The sequence below is a fragment of the Micromonospora sp. CCTCC AA 2012012 genome (assembly GCF_040499845.1).
Lineage (GTDB): Bacteria > Actinomycetota > Actinomycetes > Mycobacteriales > Micromonosporaceae > Micromonospora > Micromonospora mangrovi.
This window is the reverse complement of the sequence record NZ_CP159342.1, coordinates 4700861-4727859: the sequence shown is the minus strand read 5'-3', so window position 1 is coordinate 4727859 and position 26999 is coordinate 4700861. Positions and strand designations below refer to the sequence as shown.

General features: G+C 68.7%; 16 protein-coding genes. 7 read left to right on the top strand and 9 right to left on the bottom strand.

Annotation, left to right across the window (positions count from 1 at the left end; all coding sequences use genetic code 11):
- Window positions 1–5 precede the first annotated feature (5 nt).
- Both nicT and ABUL08_RS20910 read left to right on the top strand, forming a co-directional pair.
- On the top strand, window positions 6–1154 hold the full coding sequence (gene nicT / locus ABUL08_RS20915) for a Nickel transporter NicT (RefSeq protein WP_350931635.1): 1149 nt from the start codon (window positions 6–8) through the stop codon (window positions 1152–1154).
- 563 nt (window positions 1155–1717) lie between these two features.
- On the top strand, window positions 1718–3592 hold the full coding sequence (locus tag ABUL08_RS20910) for a copper resistance protein CopC (RefSeq protein WP_350931634.1): 1875 nt from the start codon (window positions 1718–1720) through the stop codon (window positions 3590–3592).
- Window positions 3593–3721: 129 nt separating this feature from the next.
- Here the strand turns inward: ABUL08_RS20910 and ABUL08_RS20905 are convergent, their stop codons facing one another.
- Window positions 3722–5152 carry a PepSY-associated TM helix domain-containing protein gene (locus ABUL08_RS20905; RefSeq protein WP_350931633.1) on the bottom strand — a complete coding sequence of 477 codons (1431 nt, stop codon included), beginning with the start codon at window positions 5150–5152 and terminating at the stop codon, window positions 3722–3724.
- Window positions 5153–5352: 200 nt separating this feature from the next.
- On the opposite strand from ABUL08_RS20905, the gene ABUL08_RS20900 reads away from it, so the two are divergent.
- Window positions 5353–6060, top strand: a complete 708-nt coding sequence (locus ABUL08_RS20900; RefSeq protein WP_350931632.1) for a YcnI family protein — start codon at window positions 5353–5355, stop codon at window positions 6058–6060.
- Between the two features lie 279 nt (window positions 6061–6339).
- On the opposite strand, the gene ABUL08_RS20895 is transcribed toward ABUL08_RS20900, so the two are convergent.
- Together ABUL08_RS20895 and ABUL08_RS20890 are read right to left on the bottom strand one after the other, a co-directional pair.
- Complete coding sequence (locus ABUL08_RS20895) at window positions 6340–7092, bottom strand: zf-HC2 domain-containing protein (RefSeq protein ID WP_350931631.1); 753 nt, start codon at window positions 7090–7092, stop codon at window positions 6340–6342.
- A 72-nt stretch (window positions 7093–7164) separates the two neighbouring features.
- Window positions 7165–7725: a sigma-70 family RNA polymerase sigma factor gene (locus ABUL08_RS20890; protein ID WP_350931630.1), complete on the bottom strand. Its 561-nt coding sequence runs from the start codon at window positions 7723–7725 to the stop codon at window positions 7165–7167.
- 436 nt (window positions 7726–8161) lie between these two features.
- Here ABUL08_RS20890 and ABUL08_RS20885 point away from each other — a divergent pair, with 436 nt between their 5' ends.
- The 3 genes from ABUL08_RS20885 (at window position 8162) to ABUL08_RS20875 (ending at window position 12728) form a co-directional block, all read left to right on the top strand.
- Window positions 8162–8893, top strand: a complete 732-nt coding sequence (locus ABUL08_RS20885; RefSeq protein ID WP_350931629.1) for a sulfite exporter TauE/SafE family protein — start codon at window positions 8162–8164, stop codon at window positions 8891–8893.
- 576 nt (window positions 8894–9469) lie between these two features.
- On the top strand, window positions 9470–10660 hold the full coding sequence (locus ABUL08_RS20880) for an IS110 family RNA-guided transposase (RefSeq protein WP_350931628.1): 1191 nt from the start codon (window positions 9470–9472) through the stop codon (window positions 10658–10660).
- Between the two features lie 1378 nt (window positions 10661–12038).
- Entirely contained in the window at window positions 12039–12728 is a 690-nt protein-coding gene (locus ABUL08_RS20875) for a zinc finger domain-containing protein (RefSeq protein WP_350931627.1), read from the top strand.
- 288 nt (window positions 12729–13016) lie between these two features.
- On the opposite strand, the gene ABUL08_RS20870 is transcribed toward ABUL08_RS20875, so the two are convergent.
- Window positions 13017–13943, bottom strand: coding sequence for a hypothetical protein (locus ABUL08_RS20870; protein ID WP_350931626.1), 927 nt, complete (start codon window positions 13941–13943; stop codon window positions 13017–13019).
- Between the two features lie 142 nt (window positions 13944–14085).
- Between ABUL08_RS20870 and ABUL08_RS20865 the strand changes: the two genes are divergently transcribed.
- The gene (locus ABUL08_RS20865) at window positions 14086–15546 is read left to right on the top strand and encodes a hypothetical protein (RefSeq protein ID WP_350931625.1); all 1461 of its coding nucleotides are present in this window, start codon (window positions 14086–14088) and stop codon (window positions 15544–15546) included.
- Window positions 15547–16107: 561 nt separating this feature from the next.
- Here the strand turns inward: ABUL08_RS20865 and ABUL08_RS20860 are convergent.
- The 5 genes from ABUL08_RS20860 to ABUL08_RS20840 all read right to left on the bottom strand — a co-directional run bounded on the left by ABUL08_RS20860 (window position 16108) and on the right by ABUL08_RS20840 (window position 26963).
- The gene (locus tag ABUL08_RS20860) at window positions 16108–17868 is read right to left on the bottom strand and encodes an ATP-dependent helicase (RefSeq protein ID WP_350931624.1); all 1761 of its coding nucleotides are present in this window, start codon (window positions 17866–17868) and stop codon (window positions 16108–16110) included.
- A 6-nt stretch (window positions 17869–17874) separates the two neighbouring features.
- Window positions 17875–19809 carry an ATP-dependent nuclease gene (locus ABUL08_RS20855; RefSeq protein ID WP_350931623.1) on the bottom strand — a complete coding sequence of 645 codons (1935 nt, stop codon included), beginning with the start codon at window positions 19807–19809 and terminating at the stop codon, window positions 17875–17877.
- Window positions 19810–20011: 202 nt separating this feature from the next.
- Window positions 20012–22420: an RNaseH domain-containing protein gene (locus ABUL08_RS20850; protein ID WP_350931622.1), complete on the bottom strand. Its 2409-nt coding sequence runs from the start codon at window positions 22418–22420 to the stop codon at window positions 20012–20014.
- Entirely contained in the window at window positions 22420–25791 is a 3372-nt protein-coding gene (locus tag ABUL08_RS20845; protein WP_350931620.1) for an ATP-dependent DNA helicase, read from the bottom strand. Before ABUL08_RS20845 ends, ABUL08_RS20850 begins: the two co-directional genes overlap by 1 nt.
- Window positions 25788–26963 carry a restriction endonuclease-related protein gene (locus ABUL08_RS20840; RefSeq protein ID WP_350931619.1) on the bottom strand — a complete coding sequence of 392 codons (1176 nt, stop codon included), beginning with the start codon at window positions 26961–26963 and terminating at the stop codon, window positions 25788–25790. The genes ABUL08_RS20845 and ABUL08_RS20840 overlap by 4 nt, the downstream gene beginning before the upstream one ends.
- Window positions 26964–26999 lie beyond the last annotated feature (36 nt).

The following is a 26999-nucleotide window of genomic DNA, read 5'->3' as shown; positions in this document are numbered from 1 at the left end:
TCGACGTGACAGACACCCGCACGGCTGTGGACGTCTCCCGCTTCTCTCGTTTCCGGCACAGCCTGACCGTCCGCGACTGGCGGTCCCTGGCCGGCATGACGGCCTTCATCGTGGTCCTGCACGTCGTCGGGTTCGTCACCCTGCTCGGCTTCGTCGCCCCGAAACACTTCCACCTGGGCGGCGACCACCCGGTGTTCACCGTGGGCGTCGGTGTCCTCGCCTACACCTTCGGCCTGCGGCATGCCTTCGACGCCGACCACATCGCGGCGGTCGACAACACGACCCGCAAGCTCATGCAGGACAACACGATCAACGGCACCGACCGCAAACCGCTGTCGGTCGGGTTCTGGTTCTCCCTCGGCCACTCCACGATCGTGTTCTGCCTGGCGTTCCTGCTCTCCGTCGGCGTCAAGGCCCTGGCCGGTCAGGTCGAGAACGACAGTTCCGAGCTGCACTCGGTCACCGGCGTCATCGGCGCCAGCGTGTCCGGTGTCTTCCTGTGGATCCTCGGCATCCTCAACCTGGTCGTCCTGATCGGCGTCATCAAGGTCTTCCGCGACCTCAGACAGGGCATCTACGACGAGGAAGCCCTGGAAGAGCAGCTGAACAAGCGCGGCTTCATGAACCGCTTCCTGGGCGGCCTGACCAAGTCCGTCCGCAAGCCGTGGCACATCTACCCGATCGGGGTGCTCTTCGGCCTCGGCTTCGACACCGCGACGGAGGTCGGCCTGCTCGTCCTGGCGGGCGGGGCGGCGGCGTTCAACCTGCCGTTCTACTCGATCCTGGTGCTGCCGATCCTGTTCGCGGCCGGCATGTGCCTGATGGACACCATCGACGGTGTCTTCATGAACGCCGCCTACGGCTGGGCCTTCGCCAAGCCGGTCCGCAAGGTCTTCTACAACATCACCATCACCAGCATCTCCGTCGCCGTCGCCCTGATCATCGGCACCATCGAGCTGATCGGCGTCCTCGCCGACCAAGCCCACATCACCTCCGGCCCGCTGGCGGCGATCGCCGACATCCCCCTCGACTACGCCGGCTACGGCATCGTGGGCCTGTTCGTCGTTGCCTGGCTCGTCGCCATCGCGGTCTGGCGGCTCGGCCGGGTCGAGGAACGCTGGTCGGCCAACCTGGCTCCCGCGGTCACCGAATGATCCTGTTCCAGCCCCGCGCCGCCACCAACCCCCGGCTGAGCCTCGCCGACCTCATCGCCGAACCGCCCGGTGCCACCGACGCACCGGTGAATAGGCAACCCCCACCGCTGAGCTGGCCGACTTGGGCGATCTCACCCCAGACCTGCTGGCCCGCCGTTCCCATGCGTTCGGCGACGGGCAACTGCAACGCGCCTGCCTGCACGCGCTTTCGTCCACCGGCTTGACTACCTGCTCTGCCACAAGGTCACAGCTAAACGGACGCCGACACGGCGGCATAGCGCCAGAGTCCGGCTCATCATCCACGAGCCGGTCCTGATGACCCGCTGGGCGACGCGGCCTGTGGACCTTCCGGCGCCCCGAAACTCGACCCCCCGGCATCGGACGGTCATCGCAAGTTAGCGTGCCCCTCGTTCGATCGCGGGTCTACTGTGCTTCGCCGCCTCGCACACGCCTGTCCGGTATCCGCCGCTCACCATTTCTCACGACCGGCGAGAACTTTTGCCATGAGAGCAAAAAGATAACTATGTATGGACGGAAGTCGTTGTCGTCGCGACCATGGTCCGATGCGTCGTCTCACCCCCGCACCTGTCCGGCCGCTCGCCGGGCTCTCGGCCCTGCTGCTCGTGGCCGTCCTGCTCCTGGCATCGGCGCGGCCCGCGGCGGCGCACGGAACGCTCGCGATGTCCGTCCCCGCAGCGGGCGCCACGGTGTCGAAGCCGTTGACCGAGGTGCGGCTCTACTTCACCGAGAAGCCCGCCTCCAACGCCCACTTCACCATCACCGCTCCCGGCGGCGGGCGCGTCGACGGCGGCTGGAGCTACGGCGAGCCGCAACCGCTGCCCAAACCGGTCACCGAGTACGTGCTGACCGACGGGCTGTTCCAGCCACGCGAATACAAGACCGGCTTCCCGGCCGTGGTGACCGTCGCGTACCTGCCGGCGACGGGTGAGTACACCGCCAGCTACCTGTCGGTCGCCTCCGACGGCGAACCGGTACGCGGCACGCTGACCTTCCGGTACGCAGGCCCGGTGACGGCGGCTCCGACCGGTTGGCGCCCGCCGACCGACCAGCCCGACCCAGCGTTGCTGGCGGCGGTGGCGCAGCACGAGAGCTCCGGGCACGCGTCGGGTGCGGCGACCTCCTCGGCCCCCGCGCCGGCCGTCGCCGCGTCGTCGCCCGCCGTCACCGCGGCTCCTACCGACGAGGGTGGTGTCGCCCTGATCGGCTGGCTCGGCGCGGGGGTGGCGCTGGTCGCGGTCATCGGCGGTCTCGTGCTGTGGCGACGCCGGCCGAACCGGGCTGGTGAGACGCCTGTGCGTCAGCGGGCAGGGACGAGGCCGCGGCGGCCGGTCGTCAGTCCCGTTGTCGGGGCGCGTACGCCCGCTCACGGTCGCACCGACCGGCGGGTCCGCTTGTCGCCGAAGGGCCGGAACCGGGCTGCGGCCGCGGTGCCCGCGGACGGGCCACCGCAGCAAGCCGCCGCCGCGCTGCCCGGCGTCGGTCCGAGCAACGCCCGGCTCGCGCTACTGGTGGGCGCGCTGGTGGTGAGCATGCTGGCCGGGTTCGGGCTGGGACGCCTCGGCACCGGCGTAGCGACCGCCGGCACCGCACGGCCGGCCGGCGCCACCGCACCGGCCGCGACCGGCACCGCCGAGGCGGCCGGAGATGGACACCAGCATCCGTCCGGCGCGGGCGTGCACACGCACCCCGGTGACGGCGCCGACCGTACGCAGGCGACCGGGACCACGGTCAGCGCCGGCGGATACACCCTGCGGCCCGAGCGGCGCTCCCAGCCCGCCGGCCGGACCGAGAACTACCGCTTCCGCGTCGTAGGAGCCGACGGGCAGCCGGTGACCCGCTTCGCCGTCGTCCACGACAAGCCCCTGCACCTCGTGGTGGTGGGCCGCGACCTCACCGGCTACCAGCACCTGCACCCCAGCATGGCGCCCGACGGCACCTGGAGCGTGCCGCTGACACTTGCCCGTGCCGGCACCTACCGCGTCTACGCGGACTTTTCCCTGCTCGGCCCCAGCGGGGCTGCGACGCCGCTGGTGCTCGGCGTCGACCACCACGTCCCGGGCGCGTACGCCCCGGCCGCCCCGCCCGCGCCGCGGCCGCAGGCCACGGCCGGGCCGTTCACGGTGACCATGGCCGGCACCCCCACAGCCGGTAGCACCGTCCCGATGGCGTTCGCTGTCGGCCGCACAGGCAGCTCCGGTCCGGTGGCGGTGCAGCGCTACCTCGGCGCGTACGGGCACCTGGTCGTCATCCGGGAGGGCGACCTCGGCTACGTGCACGTCCATCCCGAACCGGAACTGGTCAACGGGGCGATCTCGTTCTGGCTCACCGCACCCGGCGCGGGCCGCTACGCGGCGTTCCTCGACTTCGAGGTCGACGGCACGGTGCACACCGCCGAATACACGATCGACGTGACCTGAACCCGCACGCGCACCTGCGTGTACGAAGCGAGGGGGCTGCGGTGACGTCATCGCACCCGTACGGCGGTCGCGCGGGTGCGGCGTGCGCGTTGCGCGCCGCCCCCGTACGGCCCCCGACAGCCGAACCGGTCACCTGGTAGCGGCACCGCCGGTCGCCTGGGCAGCCGCCGTGTCCCGTCGTCGACGAGCGCCGAGTAGCAGGTCGACCACGAGGAAGGCCAGCAGGCTCACCCCCAGCAGCGGCAACGCCCACCCGATCGCGAAGACCAGGGGTACGCCGACCGCGATGCCCCAGGCGGGCAGCCGTTGCCACGCCCCTCGGTCCGGTGGGGCGCCGAGCGGGGCACGACGGTCGTGGCGGGTGGGGCGGCGCTGCCACCACATCCGGTACCCCCACACGGTGACGCAGAGCAGGCCGAGGGCCAAGGCGGCGAGCAGGATCTGGTTGACCGGGCCGAACAGCAGCCCCATGTGCGCCTGGATGCCGAGGCCGCTGACCTGCGCCAACATCGGCCACGACTCGAAGTCGTTGCGGGCGGTGATGGCACCGGTGGCCGGGTCGACGGCGACGGCGTCCTTGCGCACCGGCCAGTAGTTGTCGACCTGCACAACACTCCACGCGGTGCCCGCCTCGGCCGGTGCGGTGATCTCCACCGGCCCGTCGAGACCGGCGCCGCGGGCCAGCGCGAGGACCCGGTCGGTGTCGGCCGGGTCGACCGGCGTCGCGCCGCCACCCTCTCCGCCGCCGCCGTGGTGGCCGGTGTCGGCGACCGGGGTGACCGCCCCGGGCAGCGTGGTCGACAGCTCGGGAGCGTGCGCGTCGAGCGCGTCGAGGGCGGAGCTGAAGTTCCCCCCGGCGTAGCGGGACCAGGTCAGCCCGGTCGCGGACAGGAACAGCAGTCCGACGGCGAGCCACACCCCGGTCGCGGCGTGCCAGCCGCGGGTGCGCCGCACACCCCGCTTCGCGGCCAGGTCCGGGGCGACCAGCCGCCGCGTCCGGTTGGCGCTGGTGCGGTGGCGCCGCCACCAAAGGATGAGCCCGCCGAGGACGAGGACCCACAGCCAGCTCGCGGCCAGCTCCGAGTAGTAGCGCCCGACGACGCCGAGGTGCAGGTTGCGGTGCAGGTCGTCCAGCCAGGTGGTGGCCGGCGTCGACCCGAACCAGGTGGTGAGGGTGCCCTCGACCCGCGCGGTGTACGGGTCGACGTAGACGGTGTGCTGCTTCTCGCCGAGCGTCGGCACGTCGAACACCACCCGGGTCGTGGCGTCCCCCTCGCCCGGGGCGACGCTGGCCACCGTGCCATCCGGGTGCGCGGCCCGCGCCGCGCCGATCTGCTCGGCCAGGGGCCGCGCCTGGTCACCCACGCGGTCGACGGTGAGCTGGTCGCCGTAGAGGGCTCGGTCCAGCTGTGGGGTGACCGTGTAAGCCAGCCCGGTCAGGGCGGCGACCAGCAGGAACGGCGCCACCAGGATCCCGGCGTAGAAGTGCAGCCGCAGCAGCAGCCCACCCCATCCTGAAGGTCGGGCCTGGGGTGGTGGGGTGTCAGCGGGAACCGTCATGCGTCCATCCGATCTCGCGCGGGCAAGGGCGTCGGCTGTCCTAGTCGGCGCGCAACGCGCCCTGGTTCCCGCACCCGCCGACCGCGGCGGAAGGTTCCACCCTTCGGTGGAGTCGGGGAACTTTTCCTGTCTCGCCGCCGACCACCTTCCCGGTGCCGGAGGACCGGCCCGCAGAACCGGACGCAAAGGATGCGCTGATCATGAACCGGACTGTGCTCGCCCGGGCGGCGACCATCGCCGCGGGCGCCGCCGCGCTCACCCTCGGGCTGGCCGGCCCGGCCGCGGCCCACGTGACCGTCAACCCGTCCACCGCCGTGCAAGGCGGGTGGACGAAGGTGTCGTTCCGGGTGCCGAACGAAACCGACACCGCCGACACCACCAAGGTCGAGGTCAACCTACCGACGGCGACGCCGATCGCGTCGGTGTCCCTCAAACCCCTCACCGGCTGGACGGCGGCCACCGAGACCACCAAGCTGGCCACGCCGATCAAGACCGACGACGGGGAGATCACCGAAGCCGTCACAAAGATCACCTGGACCGCAGGGCCCGGCGCGGCGATCAAGCCGCACCAGTTCCAGGAATTCGACGTCTCCCTCGGCCCGCTGCCGAAGACCGGCCAGGTCGTCTTCAAGGCCCTGCAGACCTACTCCAACGGCGACATCGTGCGCTGGATCGACGAGCCCGCCGCCGGTCAAGAGCCCGAGCACCCCGCCCCCGTGCTCACGCTCACCGCCGGCAAGGACGACAAGGCGTCCGCCCAGCCCGTCGCCGCGGCAGCCCAGACCAGCGAGGACACCGGCCCCGACGGCAGCAACGGCACCGCCTACGGCATCGCCGGCATCCTCCTCGGCCTCGCCGGCCTGGTCGCCGGACTCCTCGCCTACCGCCGCGCGAACCACTCGAACTGACCGGACGCCATCCACACCTCCATCGGTTCGCGGTTCGGGTTTCGCCTCGGCGAGGATCCCCCGAGGTCCTCGCCGAGGCGACACCGTCCGCGGCGGAGGTGCGCGCCTCTCCGCGGTGCGGGGGACCCCGCTTCGGCGTCGCCGGGGGTCAGGAGCCTTCGCCGACGGTGAGGCTGCCGCCGACGCCGGCCTGGTAAGCCGATCCCCGCCGCTCGACGAGGTTCGACAGCTCCTGCACGTCGCGCAGCCCCTTCGAACGCGAACAGGTTCACGCGGTGGTCAGGCCGCGGTGCGCCCCCGGTGCCGTGCGGTGCCGGGGTGCGGTGATGGTAGCAGTCGCAGGCCCGGGGTAGGTGCCTCGTCCTCGGCGGGGATCCGCCAGCGGGGCACGTCCGGCCGTACCCGCGAGGAGGGGCCGCCGGGGCGCAGGCCCGGCCGGGACATCGCGACCACGATCGCGTACCCGGCGAGGAGGAAGGCGTGGCTGACCAGCCGGGAGGTGTCGACCCGCCCGGTCGCCAGGTCGTTGACCGACAGCAGCACCAGCGTGGCGACGAACGCGCTCAACATCGGCACCAGCCCCGTAGGCGGCGTCCGGCGGGCCGCCACGAACAAAAACCCCGCGCCGACGGCCACGTTCCACGCCGCCGCCTCGTGCCACAGATGCCCCGACGCCAGCGGACCCGCCGCGTGCACGTGCGGGCCGGCGGCACTCCGACCCACCTGGACCAGACCCAACACCACCTGAACCGCGCCGATCAGCCCGAGCGCCACCCGCAGCGAGCTCGCTACCCGCTCCCGCCAGCGACGCGCGGGGGGCGCGGGTAGCGCGCCGAGGACCAGGTCAGTGAGGTCGGGACCGGCGACGTGCACCGACATCCTCGCCCGCCGCGTCACCGCCGCTGCCTGGTCCAGCCACACCCGGCAGCCGTCACAGCCGGCCAGGTGCTCCTCGGCCCCAGCGCGCTCGTCGGGCGACTCCTGCCCGTCCAGGTGCGCCGACAGCACCTCACGCCACTGCTCACACCCCATACACCGGTAGTCGGCCCGCAGGCGGCGCCAGTTCCCACGAGTTCAGGTATCGGCGCAGGTCAAGCGATCAGCTCAGCCGGCTGTCGTACCGCGTGTGCTCGCACCCCGCGGGTCACCCATCGCCGCGACGAGATCCTCGCGGGCCCGCGCCACCCGCGACCGGATGGTGCCCACCGGGCAACCACACACCTCGGCGGCCTCGACGTACGACAGGCCCAGCACCTGCGTGGCGACGAACGCCTCCCGCCGCTCCGCCGGCAACGCCGCGATCAGCCGCTCCACCACGACCTGCCGGTCGAAGCCGGCCCGCGCCGGGTCCGCCACGTCGTACCCATCCGCCATCGGCACCGTACGCGGCCGGGACATCGCCGTGCGGACATGATCCACCGCCACCCGGCGGGCGATCGACAACAGCCACGTCCGCGCCGAGGACCGCCCCGCGAACGACGGCAACGACCGCACCGCCCGCAAGAATGTCTCCTGCGCCAGGTCCTCCGCCTCACCTGGGGAGATCAACGCGGCCAGGAACCGGCGCACCTGATCCTGGGTGGCGGCCACGAACCGAGCGGCAGCAGCCCGATCACCCCGCCCGGCCGCCAGCGCCCAAGCGGTGATCTCCGCGTCGTCCGCCATCGAGTACCTCCGGTCGCGCTCTGCCCGCTCGGCCGAGCCGAACAGCAGCACGACGCTGCGTAGTAGTGACTGCGGGGAAGCGTACCGTAGGCGACTGTGCCGGCGGTCTTCTGATCAGTACGCGACCACGCCCGCTGTGGATCAACGTGGCAGCCTGCCCGCGGCAGCACATGGGCATGGCGGCATGGTTCAACGACGGCGGTGAACCTGATGATCGCCGCGGAGATCCTCGCCTGCGGTAGCCGTCCCACGGCGGTGCCATGCGCCCGATGCCACGAGGCGTAACGTCACGCCGTACTTTTTCAGCCCACCACCCCCGCCCCATCGGGCACGTGCACCAGCCCAAGACGAAGGGAGCGCCCGTAGTGGGCTCCGCGGTGTCCCGACCGGTCCGCCGTCCCGGCACCAGCGCAACCCCCACCCCCGCCGGTCCCGGATGAACGCCGACACACTCGGCACGCTCGCGGCGGCGTCAGCGGCGGCATTCGCGCTGGCCTGGCTCTCCGCCGTGGCCGGATTCGGCGGCGGGGTCCTGCTACTGCCCGTGTTCACCGCCCTGTTCGGGCTCCGGATGGCGGTGCCGATGCTGACCCTCACTCAGTTGTCCAGCAACGGCGCCCGGGTGTGGTTCAACCGGCGGGACCTGAACTGGCCGCTCGTCGGCTGGTTCACACTCGGTGCGGCCCCATGCGCCGTCGTCGGAGGTCTCCTGCTCGCCCACGCCCCACTGGAACCACTCAAGCGGATCCTCGGCGTCTTCCTCATCGCCGTGGTCCTGTGGCGTCGACTCAACCCTTACCCCCGGCGCCCCGCCGACCGCACCTTCGCCGCGGTGGGGGCGGCATCCGGGCTGGGATCGGCACTCCTCGGATCCGTCGGGCCGCTGACCGCGCCGTTCTTCCTCGCCTACGGACTGACCCGCGCCGCATACATCGGCACGGAAGCCGCCAGCGCCCTGATCATGCACACCTCCAAGATCGCCGCGTACGGCGCCGGAAGTCTGCTCACCCGCACCGTACTGCTCTACGGCGTCGCATTGACCCCGGCGACCCTGCTCGGCGCGTGGGCCGGCAAGAAGGTCGTCGGACGCGTCACCGACCGAGTCTTCGTCATCCTGGTCGAGATCGGCCTCGTCGCCGCCGGCGTGCTGTTCCTGCTCGGCTTCTGAACGACCACACAGCCGTCATTGATCTACCGACAACCGGCGGCCGACGTGACACGTCATCAGTGCCGCGGGCGACGGCGTGGCCGAGCCAACACCTCGTTCCTGCTGACCGCAACACCCTCGCCGGGTCGAGCGCGACGATCTTCCAGAGGCAGCAAAGCGTGATTCCGGCGGTCCTCGCACATCGGGTCCGAGGTGCCGGCTGGCGACGGCGGGAAGCTGGGGTCGCCGTGCCCGCGGGGCCGGGAGTGGGGATGGCTGTGTGTGTTCCGCCGTAATCGTGGCTGAACTTCGAGGTGCCGCCCGCTCCTGCCCCGCGGGCACATTGGTTGAACGGGCGCGGCCCTGGTGGCCGTAGACCCCGATGCCCGGGAGCGGTGGGTATGGCTGCGTGTGTTTCGTCGAGATCGCTTGGCTCACGGTAGGAGATGCCACCCGCCGCTTCGTCGCCTGCGAGATTCGGTAGACCGCTGATGGAGACCCGCGACCTGCGTTCGCATCCGTAGAAGGTGCCGGCAAACCCGAACCCACAGACGAGGCACGTTCGGAGCAAACCGACCGATGAAGGAGAGCACGACGATGGCGAAGCTGTGGATCGGCGTGGACATCGGCAAGACCCACCACCACGTGGCCGCCGTCGACGGCGACGGCCGGCTCGTCTACTCCCGCCGGGTAGCCAACGACGAGACCGCCCTGCTGACGGTCATGGCGGAGGTGTCGACGCATGGCCGTGTGGTCTGCTGGGCGGTCGACGTCACCACTGGCCTGTCGGCGCTGCTGCTGACCCTGCTGTGGCGGCGCCAGGTCCAGGTCCGCTACGTCTCCGGCACCGTCGCGTTCCACATGGCCGCCGCGTTCGCCGGCGAGAACAAGACCGACGCCCGCGACGCGGTCGTCATCGCCCAGACCATCCGCATGCGCCCCGACATCCCGATCCTGGAACCCTCCGACCGGCTCCTCGCCGAGCTGACAGTGCTGACCGGCTACCGTGCCGACCTCGTCGGCCAGCGTGTCGCGACCCTGTTCCGGTTGCAGGAGCTGCTCACCGGGATCAGCCCTGCCCTGGAGCGGGCCGTGGACCTGAACATGAAGGCCCCGATGATGATCCTCGCGTGCTGGCAGACCCCGGCCGCGATCCGGCACGCCGGGGTCGACCGGATCACCGCCCTGCTCCGGCGTGGGCACGTCAAGAACGCCGCCCAGGTCGCCGAGGCGATGGTCGCCGCCGCCCGGCAGCAGACCGTCACCCTGCCCGGCCAACGCGCCGCCGCCGTGGTCGTCGGGCAGATGGCCACCGAGATCCTCGCCATCGAACAACGCATCGCCGCCGTCGACGACCTCATCGCCGACCAACTCGACCAGCACCCCCTCGCGCCGATCATCGGAAGTCTGCCGGGCATGGGAAACCTGCTCACCGCCGAACTGCTCGTGCACACCGCCGGCATGACCGAATACGACAGCCCCGCCAAACTCGCCGCCCACGCTGGCCTGGCACCCGTCTCCCGTGATTCCGGCACAGTTTCCGGCAACCATCGGCAGCCCCGCCGCTTCCACCGGCGACTGCGGCACATCATGTGGATGGCCGCATTCACCGCTGCCCGCGAATGCCCCACCTCCCGTGCCTACTACGAGAGGAAACGTGCGGAAGGAAAGAACCACCGTCAAGCGATACTCGCCCTCGCCCGACGGCGCGTCGACGTCCTCTGGGCGCTTGTCCGTGACCGCAAGACCTTTATCCGACCGGCACCAGCGATCCACGCCGCAGCCTGAACCAGACCGCTCCCGGCCGACGCAACCCCCTCGCGCCGGCCGCTGCACCCTGCCCGCCAAGATCAACCGGAGTCACATGGAGACTCCTAACCCGAGGCTCCGCTTGTGGCCGCAGGCTGATGACCTGCGGCTTTTCGTTTTCTGCCTGCGTATGCCGGTCGCAGCGGGGCCTTGCTGTGATCGCTTGCTAAAGATCAGCCAGGCGTCGTTCGTCATGGTTTAAACGTGAGGCGGAGGCCCACGGTGGACAGTGCCTCGTTGCCTCTGACCATGCGATGGACCCCTGACTCGAGCATTCTGATCCGTAGGCGGAAGGGTAGCCGACCTCTTCCACTGGTCCGTGGGCTGCACTCGACAGGTCCGGCTTGGTGGCAGGTCGTGACGACGGCGTTGTGCTGGAACAGTTGCAATCGTGCTCGTCCGGTGTCGAACATCGGAGCACCAACGGAGCACCAACGCATCGGTCCGGCAGGTCCGACCCTGGTCAGTGATCTATTCGCGCGGGCCGGATCAGGTTGCGGCGGCTGGTGTCCGCTCGGCCCGGATGAGGGCGGCAAGGCGGTTACCGGCCTCGGTGGGGTCGGGCGTGCGGTGGCTCACCAGTATCGACTTGAGTGGTCTCGCCACCGCGCGGCGTGGATGGTGTTACTCGGCCGTCCTGAGATGGTGCGGCATGTGCGCTCGGCTGCGGCGTGGCAGCGTGGGCAGGGCTGATCTGCCCACGTCCAGATTGGCAGTGCCGCGGTGGGGTCGGCCTGCTGCCGGTGGTGAGCCAGGTGGCGAGCCAGGATGGCGCGTTGCTCGTCCAGGTCGTGAGAGGAGTCCTCGTACTCAAGCCAGGTGGACGGGACGGCTGGATCGGCGGTCTTCCCGCGGCTTGCCGGGCAGTAGGTGCATACAGCGAAGTAAAGCCGCCCTGATGAGCAGCCAATATGGGGTCCAGCCGCATGGGGGCGGGACGTCCCGGTGTGGTCGACGTCAAGGACGGGATAGTCCGGCAGCGGGTCGGATTCGATACGAGCCACCGGGCCGGCGATCGCGTCGGCAATACGTTCTAACGCTTCGGCGATTTGTCTGAGGTAATTCTCATCCTTGCCGGCACTCGGTCCCTGACCGGTCGAGTGGGTACCGGCCCGTGGCGGATAGGTCACCTGACGAGCGTAGGGCAGCGCTGACATTCAGGCTCGTTGCCACGGACGCCGTACCCGCCAACTCGCAGGCGTTGCGGTGTTCCGGGCAGGCGGTGCCGGATTCTGCCGACTTCTTGTAAAGCACTGCGCGCTAAAATCCGGCGTCGACCGATCTGAGCTGATCGTTGGAGCGGGGGTTCCGGATGGTGGAAGATGACGGATCGCAGCTGAGCCGAGAGGGTCGCCCCGTGGCCTGGGATGGTTACTGCGGCGAGCCGGTCGCCTGGCTGTCGGTCGGCGAGCCCGTCGCCGGCACCCTGTACGGCGGCTCAGGCCCGATCGCCTACACCCATCTCCTGACCGTCGCGGAGGCCATCGGGGTGTACGGGCCGATCAGCGAGTGGGTCGTCGGTCCGCAGGGAGGATTCCGCCGGGTGTGTTTCGGAGAGACGGTATTCATCAGCGCCCAACTCGGCCGCGGCTTCGACGTCCGCACGCTGCCTGAGGGCGTTGTCACAGTCGAGGATCCGGACTTGGACTGGCCGTGCCCGCAGTGCGGTGCCACCCCGGGCGACCGCTGCAGCGGAGCGTCCAAGCACCGGGTCCGTCGCGCCCGCGGTGAGGAGTACCAGCGCCTCCAGAACGAGATGAGCCAGCTCCGGGACACCGTCGCGAATCTCCGCAGGCAGAACGAACGGCTCGACGAACAGGTGCATGCTCTGCGGCGCGAGCAACGCAAACGAGTACCGATCTGTAGTAGGCCTACCCGAGCCGGGCGACCGTGCCAGGCCGACGCGATCACCTATCCGACGCCTATCGAGTCGTGCCGTATCCACCTCACGCCCGAGGAGAAGACCATGATCGCCGCCGCCGAGGCTCAGCGGCGGACCGAGTTCACGGCACGCCCCCAGGGGACTGAGCCCGAGCTGCAGGCTTAACCTGGTCAAACGTGCCGCACCTGGGTGAAAGCGGACCGGTTCGCCTCGTCGTCTCGTGACGGGTTTCTTCAAAGATGCCCAGGGAACGACCTGCCATCACCGGTGCCTCGGCCTCGGGCCGTCGCACACCGCGCACGTGCCCCGCACCGCCGGCACTGGCTTGCTGCCAGCCTTGTCGGCCCAGCGCCGGATCGGGGATGCCGCCGGGCATTTAGTTCGTACCCCGCAACGAGCTTGTCAGGTGTCGTGCGGGTGCACCGAGCAGGAGAGACTGCGGCGGACGGCTGTCTACCAGTGGCGACGCCGGTAGACCTGGACTTCACGTACGGGCATCTCGGACCAGTGCAGTGGGCGATCAACGACGGGGCGGGCGAGGTAGGGGGTGATCCGGTCCCGTTCGTGTTCCTCCGCGAACTGTTCGGCTTGCGTGGTTTCGCCGGCGAGGTCGAGCGCTTTGATGAGCTCCACGACGAGTAGGTCGAGGCGGTGGTTCTCGGCTTCAGCGGCCGTAAGGCGTTCGTGGGCGGCGACGGCGCGGTGTCCGCACCATTGCCGCAGCAGCTCGTGTACGGGTCGAACGTGCCTGCGGTACCACTGGTACTCCCATTCCGGCCTGGACTCTTCGCCCTTGCGGAACGGGTGCGGGCCACCATGCTTGCACTTGTGTCGAGCCTCCACCTCCTCCTCGATCACGTGCTGCAGGATGGTGTGCGAGTGGGCGCGGCAGGCGACCCCCGCGATCACAACCGTGCCAGCGGGCGAAACGATCATGCCCTCGTCGGTGGTGAACCACTGGACCTTCGCGAGAATCTCCTCGACGGTCACCTGAAGGATTTCGGACAGCGCTGCCCGATCCCTGATGATCGTCGCGTTCTCGACCGGACGCCAGTCCACCTCGGCCACCTGCACCGGGATGAGAGCGGAGTAGACGGTAAGAACCGCGCTCCGCTCGACGGAGTCAAGCTCGAAATCTGCGATGCGCTGCCAGCCCGCTTGCTGGGCGTCGTAGGCTTCAACGTCCGCCCACCGGGCCTTCAGCCGGGATGACGGCACGGTCTGCACACGGTGGCCGTCGTCGGGGAACTCCACCTCGACGCTCGCGGTGGTCTTCTTCGGTGTGACGGCCTTGATGCGTACGCGCTCCGAGGATGCCGTGTCTCGAAGCCGGTACGCCCATTCATCGCCAACGACGTACCGCGATACATCGAACGCCACCTGAACCGCCCCTCGGATGCCGACCTGCCACAAGGCAGTGTGACCGGGTGTGCAGAACCACTCTGACATCGACGGATGGCCAACGCCTACCGGGATGATGAGGGCCTATGCCCGGGAGGGACCCGGTCGGTATAACTGACCGATGGTCGACATCGCCGCGCCGCTGAAGCCGCACCAAGTCGAGGTGCTGCGCTGGGTAGAGGCTGGATGCCCCGACCCGGGTATGCCAGGCGATGGCGCGAAACACACCGCGAGGGCGTTGCAGGGCCGCCGCCTGGTCACGGTGTCACGTCGGGACGGCCGGTGGTCCGCGACCTTGACCGAGCGTGGCCGCTACTACCTCGACAACGGCCGGTACCCCGCGGTGACCAGCACGGCGACCAGTGACCTGTTGGAGAGTTCACCCACGCAGGCGACCTCTGGCGGAAAGGTCGGGCAGCCGACGGCGCAACCATCGGTGATCCAGGAAGCGACAGTGCTGATTGAGCGGCTCCAGACCAGCGGCGGCACCGTGGTCGTGTCGGATCCGGACACCGACACCCGCGCGAGCTATCGGCGCGCCATCCACGCTGCCAAGCAGCACAAACTCGTGCCCGACGGCTACGACCTGCGGCACACCGGCCGCAACACCGGTGACCTCGTCGTTCGTCTGTACTCGGCGGCGCAACCCTACGACACCGACTGGAATCGGCTACGCCTCGACCAAAGCGACACTCGCGCCACTGCGGCCGCCGACTACGACGCCCTCGAACAGGACCCCACCACCCTGCGGGTGGCACCGGAATCGATCCCCCGCGTGCTCGCTCTGCTCCGGGCGATCAACGACGCCGGGGTGAACCGAAAATGCCGCGTCGGCATCAATCTCACGACGAAAAACCCGAAACCGTACGTCAAGTTCGGCAGCGCGCGGCGGTCGCTAGAGTTCTTCGAGGAGTACGACCAGGTACCCCACGTGCTCACCGCCGACGAACGCCGAACGAAACGACTCCGCCCCTGGGCACACATTCCGGAGTTCGACAGCGTTGCCACCGGCCGCCTCCGGCTCGAAGTCATCAAGTTCCAGTCCAACCAGCGCCTCACCTGGCGCGACACTCCGACCAGGAGCCTGGAACAACAGGCCAGTCGCATCGTCGCCGACATCATCAACTCCATCGAAGAGCAGAAACAAGTCTCCGCCGCCTTCCACCAGCGTGAGAAGGAACGGCAGGCCGCGGCGAGACTCGCCGAACAGCAGGCAACAGAGGAACGCCGCCGCCGCGACATCGAACGCAAAGCAAGGTGGGAGCGCGCCATCACGAAAGCTCGCGGACTCGCCGTCGAGGAGCGCCGCAGGACGACATTCAAAACCGCGATGGAACAGTGGGAAGAAGCCGCGAACATGCGGGCGTTCTGCGACGCCCTGGAACAAGCTTTAGCTGATCAGGTGGCCGGAGATGGCGAAATCGCCGCCTGGTTGTCCTGGGCACGCGCCCATCCCAACGAGATCGACCCTACTGTCGGTACACCCACGCTCACAACGGTCGCCTTCACCATCGAGCCGAGCCCGGAAGATCTACGCCCACACCTGAACGGATGGAGCCCGCTCCACCCGAAGAAGGAATAGACGGGCCGCCCGCGGTCAGCCGACACTCACCAACCGCGCCAGCCTAACCCCAGGTCCGGCTGCACGCCATGCGGCAGGCGGGCGGCGGCGCGAATGGACTGAGAGTGCAGCGGTTCTAACCCGCCCGCGTAGCTCGATCGGCTCGATCGCGGCGGTGATCCCTTCGCCGACAGCCGACTCGCTCAAGTCAGACACCCACGCGCCGCCGACTGCGATACCCCAGTCGACGACCACTGTCTCAGGGCTGTAGCCGTTACAGGAGCCGGGCGAAGATCCGAGACACCAGCAGCGCGTGACCGGGATCCGCTGCCGGCGCGACCGCCAACATCCCTCAAGGCTGAGCCGGTAGCGATGGTTCTCGTCGGCCGACGCCATCGCCGCAAGATCATCCAGGCTCACTCCAGCCAACCGCGAACTACCTCAACAACCAAGATCAGCCGTTGTCTCGACACTCCGACCACACCAGGCGAAACTGAAGTCGATTATGCTTTCGCCTAACGCGGCAGACGCGTTGATACCGATGAACAGGCCATGGATTGCCGCGCTAAAGCGGCGGGGGTGTCAGGCATTCGTGCCCCCGGTGTCGCGAGTGTCGTGGACGACCATGAACGGCACCGCATCCCGTTGAAGGCAGGACGTCACGGCGGGCACCTGCGTGTCGGCGGTTACCAGGATGAGCAGGCGCTGGGCGCGGGATGCGCCGACGTACAGCACCCGCCGGCTTTCGCCGGGATTGCCCTGGCCCCAGAGCCCGACCCCGTCGATGGAGGTGGCGCGTTTCGGCAGCGGCGGGATCGCGACCGCGGTGACCGTTGCCTGGAGGCCCTTGAAGCCGTGGATCGTCGACCAGTCGAGCGCATCGGGTTCGTCGACCATGAGGACCGGCCAGGTGTCGCCGTTCGGAGAGCGGAGGCTGCCGGCGTTGATCCAGTCGTCCCACCCCAACGCCTTGATACCGTTGCGCATCTCGGCGCGGAAGGCGCTGGGTGGGCCGTCGAAGGGTGAGGTCCTACTGGCGAGCCGCAGGCATCCATCCCGGAACGTGCGGGGGGTGAGCCCGACGGAGTCCAGAAACTCGGCGTCGGCGAGCACACGGTCGTCGTCTTGGCCGAGCCCGCGGAGGATGCCTTCGATCGTCTGCATGGCCTGGGTACGGGCCCGGGCGCTGGCGCGGAGATCTTGAAGGGTTGCTGCGGCCTGGGCGAGCTGGACGAGTTTGCCCCCGCTCTTGTCGCCCGGCGGTGAAGCGCCGGCGCACTCGCGGGCGTCCTTCTCGGCGTAGGCGAGCACCTTGATTTCCTCGTGGGTGAAGCCCATCGACCCGGCGACCTCGATGATCTTTGAGCGAGCGTGGCCGAACCCGCTCACGGGCAGGACCACGACGGGGTGCTGGTCGTCCTTCCATCTCCCGAGCGGAATGTCGGTGCCGGCGTCGGCGCGCAAGCTGTCAACGGCGGCGCAGATCGCCGGGGAGCTTCGGTAGTTGCCGTCGAACCGGGTTCCTTCGGGGACCCGGCCGACGAGGTTCTTGACCGCCTCGATGGTGGAGCCGCGGAAGCCGTAGATGGACTGGTCGAGGTCGCCCACCATGACGGTCTCGATGCCGCAGTCGAGCAGGAAGTTGATGAGGAGAATGTCGCTGCTGTCGCAGTCCTGCACCTCGTCGACGATGACCGACCCGAACCGGGCGCTCATCAGCTGGCCCAGACGGGCCCGGTTGGTCGGGTTGGCGAGGTAGTGCTCCATCAGCACCCGCGTCGCCGCGCAGTCCATCACCCCATTCGCGAGGAACCGGCGAGCCAGGCGCGAGGCACTGGTGTTGGCCTTATTCCGCTGCCAGTCCAGGAGGTTGGTTACGGTGCTTCGCTGGGCGTACGGGACTTGGTGGTTGACCAGCCGGGCGTTGCCGCCGTCGTGGTCGAAGGCAAACCAGCCGAGCTGGAACTCCAGCGGCACCCCCGCCACCCCGAACGTGGTGCCCTGGACGGTGTGCCACGAGTCCTTGAACGTGGGGACCGTGCCCGTCAGCGCCTTGTACAGGGGCGTGACGATGAACCGGTTGATGAAGCCGTCGATGGTGCCGACGTAGTTCGGGGCGGTGATGAGGTCTGGCCGTTGGGCGCACCGCTGACGCGCCTCGTTGATCGCGGCGTTGGTGAACGACAACAGGGCGACGCCCTGCCGGGCGGGGACGCCGGGGCGTTGGGTGAAGCGCTCGACGATGCTCTGGGTCTTCCCGGCGCCCGGGCACGCTGGAACAAAGACGCTGCCCGGCTTGTCGATGAGGGCACGCTGAGCCGGCGAGAAGTCGATGTCGTCCATGCCCGCTTACCGCATCGCCGACTGGATGGCCCGTGTGAGGTAGGCGGGGCACTCGAACGTGCCGCCGCTCTGGATCAGCTCGGCGACGTCGTGGGCGAACTCGCCCTTGCCGATGTACCGCTTGGTGGTGCGCAGCTTGCGGTAGAAGACCTCCGCCGGGTTCGTGCTCGTCGTGAGCGTGCTCCAGAACTTACCCGACCTGGGCTTCTGGCGTTTGAACGCGGTCTCCAGCAGCGGGCCGTTGACCGTGAACGGGTTCATCAGGTCGGCCTCGAGCGTGAACTCGGCGGCGAACACGGCGAGTATCGAGTCGGCGCCCAGCTGGGTGGCGATCTCTTCCAGCCGGTCCTTGCGGCTGAGTGTGGCGGCCGGCTCGTCCTCCGTCTCTGGCTCGCCGGCCTTCAGCTTCTCGTTGAGGTCGTCGTCCTGGTCGACCTCGTCATCGACGTCGGGGTCGCCGTCGGTGATGACCACCAGCCGGTCGACGAGCCGAACGCCGTTGACCTGCTGCAGGAGGAGCTTGAGGTACGGGCCGAAGTCGACGCTGCCGATGCTAATGATCGAAACGGCCCGGAATTCGCGGCACTTCGCCCCGTAGTTGGCTGCCGTCTTATCGAGGACGCAGTGGCGTGCGAGCGGCGGCAGGATGACGGCTTCGGAGACACCCTCCACAAGGACCGCACGCCGGGTGAACAGCAGCTCGGCACGACTCACGTCGAGATACTGGTCGATTTTGCGGCGTTCCTCATCGGTCAGGTCGATGTCGCACAGGGCGATCGCTGCGGTGCCGCGTTGGATGCCCGTCGGCGCCATCTTGACCTCGGTGGCCGAGGAATCCTCGGTGATCTTCGGTGTCGGGGTCTCCTGGGTGCGCAGGACCACGATGCTGCGGATGCCCACCGCGCTGGCCAGGTTCGGCGAGTGGGTCGTGGCGACCACCTGGATGCGACCCGCCGGGCCGTCCGTGTCGTCGCGCAGCGAATTGACGGCCTGCTCCTGGAGGTAATCCAGCAGCACGGCCTGCAGCTGCGGGTGAAGGTGGGCCTCCGGCTCCTCTACGAGGAAGAGCGTAAGCTCGGCGTCCTGGGCATTGCGCAACTCGATGATGACCGACGCCATATAGAGCAGGTTGGCGTAGCCGAGGCCCGAGTCCTCGATGTCGGCGAGGTCGACGCCGTGCTCGGCCATCTTTAGGCGCAGGCCGCGAGCGAGCCGCTGCAGCCGGACGTCGCGGAAGCTCAGACCGATCACCTGCCCACGGACCGGATCGGTGAGGTCGCTGACGTGCTCCTGCAGCCGCTTCTGGGTGCCGGTGATGACATCGTGCTCCTCGAGCTTGCGCAGCCCGTCGATCGCCTGGTCGAGAAAGTCCGTGCGGTCGGCCTCGCTCGTCAGGTACTTGATGATGAGCGCCATGCGGTTGCCGGTGGCGGAGTCCAGCTCACGCTTGGCGTCGCGCAGCGGCGCCAGGTAGACGTGCCGGATCTGGTCGCGCTTCTCAGGTTCGGCGTCGGGCCCGGCGGCCCGGCCGACTAAATTTTCCACCTTGGACCGGCGGGGTACGTCCACGTCCGGCCGGAACCGGGTCGTGTAGTACGCCTTGTTCGTCGCGATATCGAGCGCGCCGATGTACTGGCCTTGCTGAAACCGCGTCAGACCATCGAACTCGCCCACGATCTCGATCGGCCCATCCGCGCCGGTGGAGACGTCGTCGATCTCCAGGTAGCGGACCCGTCGCCCGCTCAGCGGCGTGGTCAGCAGCCGCATCGCGTCGATGAAGTTGGACTTGCCGGAGTTGTTATCGCCGACGAGCAGCGTCAGGCCGGGCTGAAGCGTGATCTCCACGCCGCGACACGAGCGGAAGTTCGTGAGCCTCAGGCCGGCGAGATACATGCCGCTGCCCGTGGTCGGCGCGCTGAGCGTGGTCGGTGCTGTGGACATGCTGGTGGGAACTCCCCTCCGGAGGGCCGAGCACCTCAGTCCACGCCGAGCGCTGGCAAGATTGTTCAGACGAATATTGGTAGAGCGTTCCACGCTTTGTCGCAGCTAACGAGCACGAGGAATGCGCAGCCGCGGTGACAGAGGCGCGGTATGGGAGCGTCGCAGATTCGCGGGGTCAACCGAGAGTCTGGCCGCGCATCGCTCAGCGTGCGGCCGTCTTGCGCCCTGGGTGGTCCTCGATGATCTGTCGGGCGAGGTGCGCTGGCGCGGGTCGGGCTGTTCGTCCGTCCCAGGCCAGCGGGTGTCCACACAACCGTGCGCTGAGCGCCGCTAGCTGTTGGCGTTCGAAGGCGCCGTGGTTGAGGATAAGGAACTCCGTGCAGGTCATCGCGTGCCAGGGTGTCCGGAGCTCTTTTCCTTGCGCGAGGTCGAATCGCGTCTGACGATGGCCGGCTCTGACGCTGGACTGGAACGCCTTGTCGCTGCGCGATCGGTTGATCAAGTAGTAGGTGTCCTGGTGTGCGCCGGGAAGGTGGTGGAGCCGTTCGGTGGCTGGGACTGCACCGTCGTCGGCGTTCGCCCGCTTTCCGGTTGCCCTGACGGGTTGTGGCAGCTTGCCGTCTGATGCCGTGTTGACCCTGACCAGTGAGATGTCGGCTGGGTTGATCATTCCGAGGTGGGGCAGCGCGTCGAGCTGTCCGTTACCCAGGTTCTTGTTGGTGGTGCCGGACCACAGTGGGTACCGGTTAGAGCCGTCGATGTAGATGATCATCGGGATGTCGTCGTAGCGGGTGCGGAGCTGGTGCAGGGCCCGTTCTGTGTAGGCCCGCGCCAGTGCTGTGCGGGTGGCAGGGTTCGGGTCGTTGAACTGGCTCAGGTCGGTGGCGTGATGTGCGGCGATGGCAGTGGGGAGGTCGTTCCAGCCGTGGGCGTCGGGGTGGTAGCCGAGCATGTGCCAGGGGGTGTCGGTTCCGTCGCTGATGAGGGCGGAGAGGCTGATCATGCGGGTGGCGGGTTGGTTCTGTTCGCGGGTGTAGAGACCGACGATGACGCATGGCTGCGGCTGCAGGGGGCGCGAGAACACCCGGGTGGGTGTGGTGGCGGTGAGTCCCGCTGCCCGGAGGAGGTCTCGTACGGCGGCATTGGCGGGGTGGTCGACGGCGTTGGGCTTGGGCGTTGACGCTGGATCGATGAACTGGCTGACGGTGCCGTGGGCGGCCAGGGCGCGGCGAAGCTGTGGCTTGGGGTCTTCGGCGGGCTTGGCTGCGGCGAGTTCCTTGTTGCTCTCGGCGAGTACGAGGTGCAGGGCGTCCGGGGTCCTGGTGGAGATGATCTGCTCGGCGAGGGTGTTCCGGAGATGCGTGGGTCCGGGAGCGACCAGCATGTCGGTCTTGGCGCTGTCGAAGGTGATGGTGAGCGCGCCGTCGAGGAAGGTGCTCTCCGCGGTTGTGAGGCTGTTCTCGGGAAGGTTGAGTACTTCGGTGAGCGCCTGGGCGGACCGGTGGCGCTGCAGGTCGTCCTGGTAGACGACGCTGATGTGGATCGGCCGTGCTGCCGCGTCGACGGCCGAGGCGAGTTTCGCGTGCCGGTCGGGGTCGCCGGGGGCATCGATGTTGCGTATGGGTGTGGTTTCCAGGACGAGCGACTCTGTGTTGAGCCTGGCGGTGGCGTACTCGAGCACGCAGTCGAGGAATCGGCGGCCCGGTCCGGAGCCGATGGGGTGCCTGTCGGGGGTGGTGGCGTGCCGGGCGCGGATGCGGGGGTGGGTCGCGAGGAGGTCATCTGCGGTGAAGCTGGCGGGCACGCCGCGGATGCTGAAGGAGTCGACGAGTTGGGGAAGGAGCCCGGTGATCACGTTTCGGTTGGTGGGGCGGTCGTAGCGGTGTTTGGCGGTGAGCAGCATGCCGGTGTCGTCGGTGGCGATCCAGAGGCTCTTGGCGTTGCCGGGGAAGCCGGTGGTGGCGCTGATGTGGGCGTCGAGGTTGAGCAGGATGCCGGGGTAGCCGGGGACGGTGATGGGTTCGAGACTGATGTAGTGGATGCCTTGTTCGGCCCTGGGGTGCGTCTCGGGAAGCGGGCGGTTGAAGGCGACGAGGTTGCCGTCGGTGTCGGGACGGAGAAGCAGGTCCGTACCCTCGGGGAGCTTGAGCGTGCCTCGGAGGAGTTCGATGGTGCGCCAGGTGGCGACGTCGAAGATCCAGTTCGGGATGTCGGCGTGCGTCGCCGTGCCCGCCTGGAGGTACTTGGCGATGTGAATCGTGCGTGGCTTGGTACGGCGTAGCAGTGGGGCGAGGAGGTCTTCGAATGGTGCGCCGTGGCGGGCCGCGAGGTCTCGTTCGAAGGCGGCGAAGAGCCGGCTGATGATGGCGGTGTCGATCTTCTTGCGCATCAGGAGCAGCGTGCCGGGGCCGTCGGGGTCCTTGCAGATGGTGGCGTAGTCGCTGGACACGTAGCGCAGGCCGAGGCTCAGGTCCCTGTACGGCAGGTTCTTCGGGTGGCGGGTGTATCGGCGGTTCAGGTCCTGCCAGGTGTCGTTGACCTCGCTGCCGAGGGTGTACCCGTGGATCTTCTCCGCCATCGCTTCGGTGTAGGGAAAGGCCAGGGTGCGCATCAGGGGTTCCTGTCGTTGATGCCGGCGAACATGAAGAACGCGTCGATGGTGGTGCCGTAGATGGAGCGGACCTGCTCCAGTTGGTTGTCGTCGCGCCATCGCTGGTGGAGGTTGCGGATGAGGGAGGCGAAGTCGCTGCCCGGTGCGGCGCCTCCTCGGTGAAAGGCGTTGTCGACCAGGTGAAGAGTTGTGTTGGTGCCACCACGGCGGGCGCGCCCGGCGAGTTGGATCAGGTCGGCCAGGACGTCGGCGAAGATCGCGGTTCGCACGTCGGGGGGCAGGCGCCCGAAGGCGGGGTTGGACCTGTTGATGAGCTCCAGATGTTTGGCGGCGATGCGGTGGCGTTCGTCGAGTTCCTTGCGCGGGTCCTCGCTGGGGTGCCGGTTGCGGCGGGCGTGGGCACCGGTGTGGGCAACCAGTGCGGACGGTTCGTCGATGAGCTTGATGGGTCGGACGCATACCCAGATGGAGTCGAGCGCGGACCGGTGGCCGACGACGATGTTGAGCCCGCGGGCGACCCGTGCGAAAGGTGAGATCAGCACGTCCCTGCCCGTGCCCGGGAAGGTCCGCAGCCGGCTGGCGGGGATGGCGAGTACGTCGTCGGGGATTTGCAGGCCGCGGCGGTCACCGGCGGGGACGGCGACGGCGATGCGGGTGCGGTGGGCGCCCCCGGCGATCAGGCCGCGGCAGAGGGCGAGCATTTGGTTGTAGGAGTTCGTGACGAGTAGGACCCGGGCACGGGCGCGGCGTTCGGCGTCCCGGTGGTCGTGCAGGTCCCGCAGTCTCTGTTCGAGGATCTGGTCCCAGAGGCCGGATCCGATGCCTTCGAGTAGTTGGGCCTTACGGTTGCGGGCTGCTCCGGAGATGACGATCCCGCGGTTGGTCGTGTGGTCGTTGACGGACGCGTTGCTGACGGTCAGTCTGCCAGTGCCAGTGCCAGTGCCAGTGCCAGTGCCAGTGCCAGTGCCAGTGCCAGTGCCAGTGCCGGCGTTGTCGGGGTAGTAGCAGGCGACGTCGGCATGGACGTGGTTGGTGGGGGAACCGGGTAGGTAGGCGGTCGCGGAGAGTCCGACGATGATTCTGGGCGCGCCTGTGAGCGCGGGAGCGGTGGTGATTCCGAGGTCTGCGGTGTAGGCGTGCGGGTCGCCGGAGAGGATCTCTGCGGTGAACTGCCGGTCGGAGCGGCTCTCCGGGTCGCCGGTGACGGCGAATCCGAAGACCGTTCGGCCGATCGGTCCTTCGGGTGTTGCCTGCCAGGAGGGGGCTCGGTCCAGCGCGGCTTCGACGTCGTCGGCGAGCCGCATGCCGCTGTCGCGCATCAGCGGCAGTAGGGCTTCCAGTTCGGCGAGCCCTTGCTGGAGTTCGCCGAGGAACGCCCTGCGTAGGAGAAGGTGGGCGGTCTGGAGCTGCCAAGCCGAGACGGTGGGGTCTGCTGGATCGTCGTCCTTTCCTGCCTGAGAGGGGCCGTCCGTTTCGTTCAGGTCGACGTCGGTGTCCGGTTCGCCCTCGTCGGTGGTGGGCGCGGTGATCGTTTGGATCGCGCTGATGATGCCTTGGCTTCTTTTGTGGATCAGGTCGGATTCCGGTTCGTCGGCGACGACGAGGCGCAGTTCCTTGCGTAGGTCCGCCCAGCCGGCGGGTAGCGCGTCAGGGTCGGGTTCGTTCTGGGTGAACAGGGATTTGAACCTGTCGTGCTGGTCGTCGCTGGGGCGGTCTTCGAGTTCGTTGAGGCCGAAGAGGCGGCAGGCGAGGAGGTTGTCCCATCGGCGTGGCAGGTGCAGCCTGGCCTGTTTGGGGCCGAGCGGGTCCTGCGGGTCGATGAACCCGTTGACGACGGCGGCCAGGTAGCGCTCGGAGAGGAACTCGACGCGGTGGATGGCCCGCTGGAAGGCGAGTTCGAGTTCGCCCGGCACGTTGTCGGATTCGACCTGTTCCTTGCGCTGGTCGTCGAGCTTCTCCAGGAGCAGCTTCGACGTGTCACGACGGGCCAGGACGAGGGTGCGGCCGGACTGAGCGACCGCATGTCCCTGAAAGGCGTCGACCTCGTCGACAAGGACGATGTCGGCGCGCCGCAGCAGCAGCTCCTGCGCGCTCATCCGTCCGTGGAGTGTGCCGTTCGTGATGACGGGAAACGGCACCGAGCCCTGCTGGAAGTAGGCGTGGTTGGTGACGATGATCTTGGCTGGGCCGGCGGCTTGCCGCCATGGCGCCCACTTCTCGCAGGCTCCGATCAGAGGGCATCGGTGGCGTCCTTCGACGCCGGGCTCGTGCAGATCCGTGCAGGGTTCCTGGCCGGGCTGCCATGCGGCGCCTTCTTCGTCGCTCAGCAGGCAGGAGTAGCCGAGCTCCTGCCAGGTCCACCTGGCACCGGCCGGATCCTCCGGTGCGTCGTTAGTGCGCTGGACGGCCACCTCGATGAGCCGTCGGTGGGACATGAGTGCGACAACGGGGATGTCGAGGTTCAGCGCCGCGAGGTCACTGCGGATGGCCGCAACAAGATCCAGCGTGCTCTCGACATCAGGGGTAAGCAGGACAACGGTGCGGCGGCCTCCTCGGTAGCTGGCGAGGTGGGTGGCGGCGACACGCATCCAGACGCTCTTGCCGGAACCAGTGGGAGCGATCATGAGCTGAAGGGGCCCTGCCGCGAGCTTCAGCCGTTCGACGGGTTGGCCCAGTGGCGTCCGCAGCTTCCGCGAGAATCCGTCCAGGACCTCCGCCAGGCGGAAGGCATCGTCACCCCGCTTCTTGTCGATCAGTTCGGCGGTGGCGTGCATGTCCGCGAGGTCGGCCACCACCTCGGCTGGCGCGGTGGCGTCCAGAACCGGGACGGGCGGGTAGGGCATCGGCGCCCGCGGGATGAGGTAGGTGTTGCGCCGGAACTCGTCGCGGCTGGGGCCGGCGAGGAAGACCGACGAGCTGTAGCGCCTGTCGGCCAGCGCCTCTGGGGGGACGCGCAGCGGGGATGAGGCATCCTCCAGCTCCTGCAGCGCAGCTGTGATCAGATCACCGACCGGCACACCGTCTATCACCTGCAGGAAGTCTCCGGCCTCAAGGTAGCGGGGCGATCGGTTGTTGCGCAGGTGCTCGTCGAGGCTGACGCGCAGGCCACCTTCTGTGGCCAGACGGCGAGGGCGCAGATGGATGAGACGGTCGATCGCATGTCGTTGCGTGGCGGTGAGGCCGTCGCGCCAGAGGCTCCACACCCCGAGCTGGCCGGAGAGGAGGAACCGCGCGTCGCGGGGGTCCACCGCGGGCGCGCCTTCCCAGGTCTCGGTGGGGAATAGCTGTTCGGCCAGGCCGAGCGCCAGACGTAGCGACGGTCCGACGAGGAACCGGTTGGCGGTTCTGTGGAAACGCGAACGGTTGCTCATCTGGCTGCGGCCCTCTTCACCTCAGTGAGGAATCGGTGAGACGTCGTGGCGAACCGGCGCCGTGATCCGGTGGCAAAGCGCAGCCGTTCGTTGAGGACCGCCACATGGCCCGCCCGGTAGTCGGGGACGACGATCAACAGGTCAGACTCGCCGATGCCGCCCCGACGCAGCAGCTCGTTGGCCAGCCGCGCGGGGTCGGTGTAGTCCTTGACATCGACCCGCCAGGGCCGCCGTCGTCCTGGTGCCCTCACCTCCAGGTCGTACCGGTCGACGTGCGGCCACAGTCTCGCGGTGACGCCCGGCATCATCTCGAGCTCGCGGTGCAGACGGACCTCCTCGCAACCGGGGATGGTCGAGTACCGCCAAGCCGGCCGGACGAGGCACACCTGGCCCTTGACCGGAACCGCAGTGGTGACCTGTGGTCCGCCCAACTGCGCGGCACGCTCGACGTTCCACGCGCCGGCCACCGGTGGGCGGCCCTTCGCCGCCTTCACGGTGATCGAACCGCCGAGAGCCTTCGTGTGCGGCGGGTAGGCACAGGCAAGCCGACCGAGCTGGTACCGCATCGGGTACCGGCACACAGGGCACCCGAACCAGTAGTGCTCTCCCTCGTGCGCCACCCACGCCCACGCGGGGATCTCCTCGACCAGGCCCTCGCGGGGCAGTCCTGCGGCCTTGATCGCGTCGATCACCTCCGACATCTCCCCCGCCGCGTGTTCGATGACGGTCCGTCGCGCCCGCCGGTACCCCTCCTCCGTACCGGTCGCCAGCATCTGTCCGTAGAGCCAGCCCTGCACCTTCTCCGCGCTCAGACGCGGCACCGACCAGCCGACGACATCGGAGGCCGTCATCGACGGCGCGAGGTTCTCCATCAGCAGGTCAACGGCAGCAGCACTCAGCTGTCCGTCCTCCACCAACAAGACCTCGTCGCACGCTTCCCTCAGCGCGTCCGGCAGAAGCCCGGACAGCGGGCCGGTCAACAGGTCGGTGAAGGCCACCAAGGGCAGCAGAGGTTCACCGTGCGCCAGGTACGCCAGTGCGACCCGTCCGTGCAGTTCAGCCACCTGCCGCCAGCGCTCGCCGGGGGTTCCCGGCGACATCCAGACACTGGCGGCCTGCGTCACCGTGGTCACGACTGCGTCCCGGCCGAACCTGGTCAGATCCGCCGTCATGCGTCCCCTTCCTCCCCGGCCGCTCATCGTGCGCGA

Coding starts and splice junctions, on each gene's coding strand:
- ABUL08_RS20910 (WP_350931634.1), top strand. CDS start 1,718: ATGCGTCGTCTCACCCCCGCACCTGTCCGGCCGCTCGCCGGGCTCTCG.
- ABUL08_RS20905 (WP_350931633.1), bottom strand. CDS start 5,152: ATGACGGTTCCCGCTGACACCCCACCACCCCAGGCCCGACCTTCAGGA.
- ABUL08_RS20900 (WP_350931632.1), top strand. CDS start 5,353: ATGAACCGGACTGTGCTCGCCCGGGCGGCGACCATCGCCGCGGGCGCC.
- ABUL08_RS20895 (WP_350931631.1), bottom strand. CDS start 7,092: ATGGGGTGTGAGCAGTGGCGTGAGGTGCTGTCGGCGCACCTGGACGGG.
- ABUL08_RS20890 (WP_350931630.1), bottom strand. CDS start 7,725: ATGGCGGACGACGCGGAGATCACCGCTTGGGCGCTGGCGGCCGGGCGG.
- ABUL08_RS20885 (WP_350931629.1), top strand. CDS start 8,162: ATGAACGCCGACACACTCGGCACGCTCGCGGCGGCGTCAGCGGCGGCA.
- ABUL08_RS20880 (WP_350931628.1), top strand. CDS start 9,470: ATGGCGAAGCTGTGGATCGGCGTGGACATCGGCAAGACCCACCACCAC.
- ABUL08_RS20865 (WP_350931625.1), top strand. CDS start 14,086: ATGGTCGACATCGCCGCGCCGCTGAAGCCGCACCAAGTCGAGGTGCTG.
- ABUL08_RS20860 (WP_350931624.1), bottom strand. CDS start 17,868: ATGGACGACATCGACTTCTCGCCGGCTCAGCGTGCCCTCATCGACAAG.
- ABUL08_RS20855 (WP_350931623.1), bottom strand. CDS start 19,809: ATGTCCACAGCACCGACCACGCTCAGCGCGCCGACCACGGGCAGCGGC.
- ABUL08_RS20850 (WP_350931622.1), bottom strand. CDS start 22,420: ATGCGCACCCTGGCCTTTCCCTACACCGAAGCGATGGCGGAGAAGATC.
- ABUL08_RS20845 (WP_350931620.1), bottom strand. CDS start 25,791: ATGAGCAACCGTTCGCGTTTCCACAGAACCGCCAACCGGTTCCTCGTC.
- ABUL08_RS20840 (WP_350931619.1), bottom strand. CDS start 26,963: ATGACGGCGGATCTGACCAGGTTCGGCCGGGACGCAGTCGTGACCACG.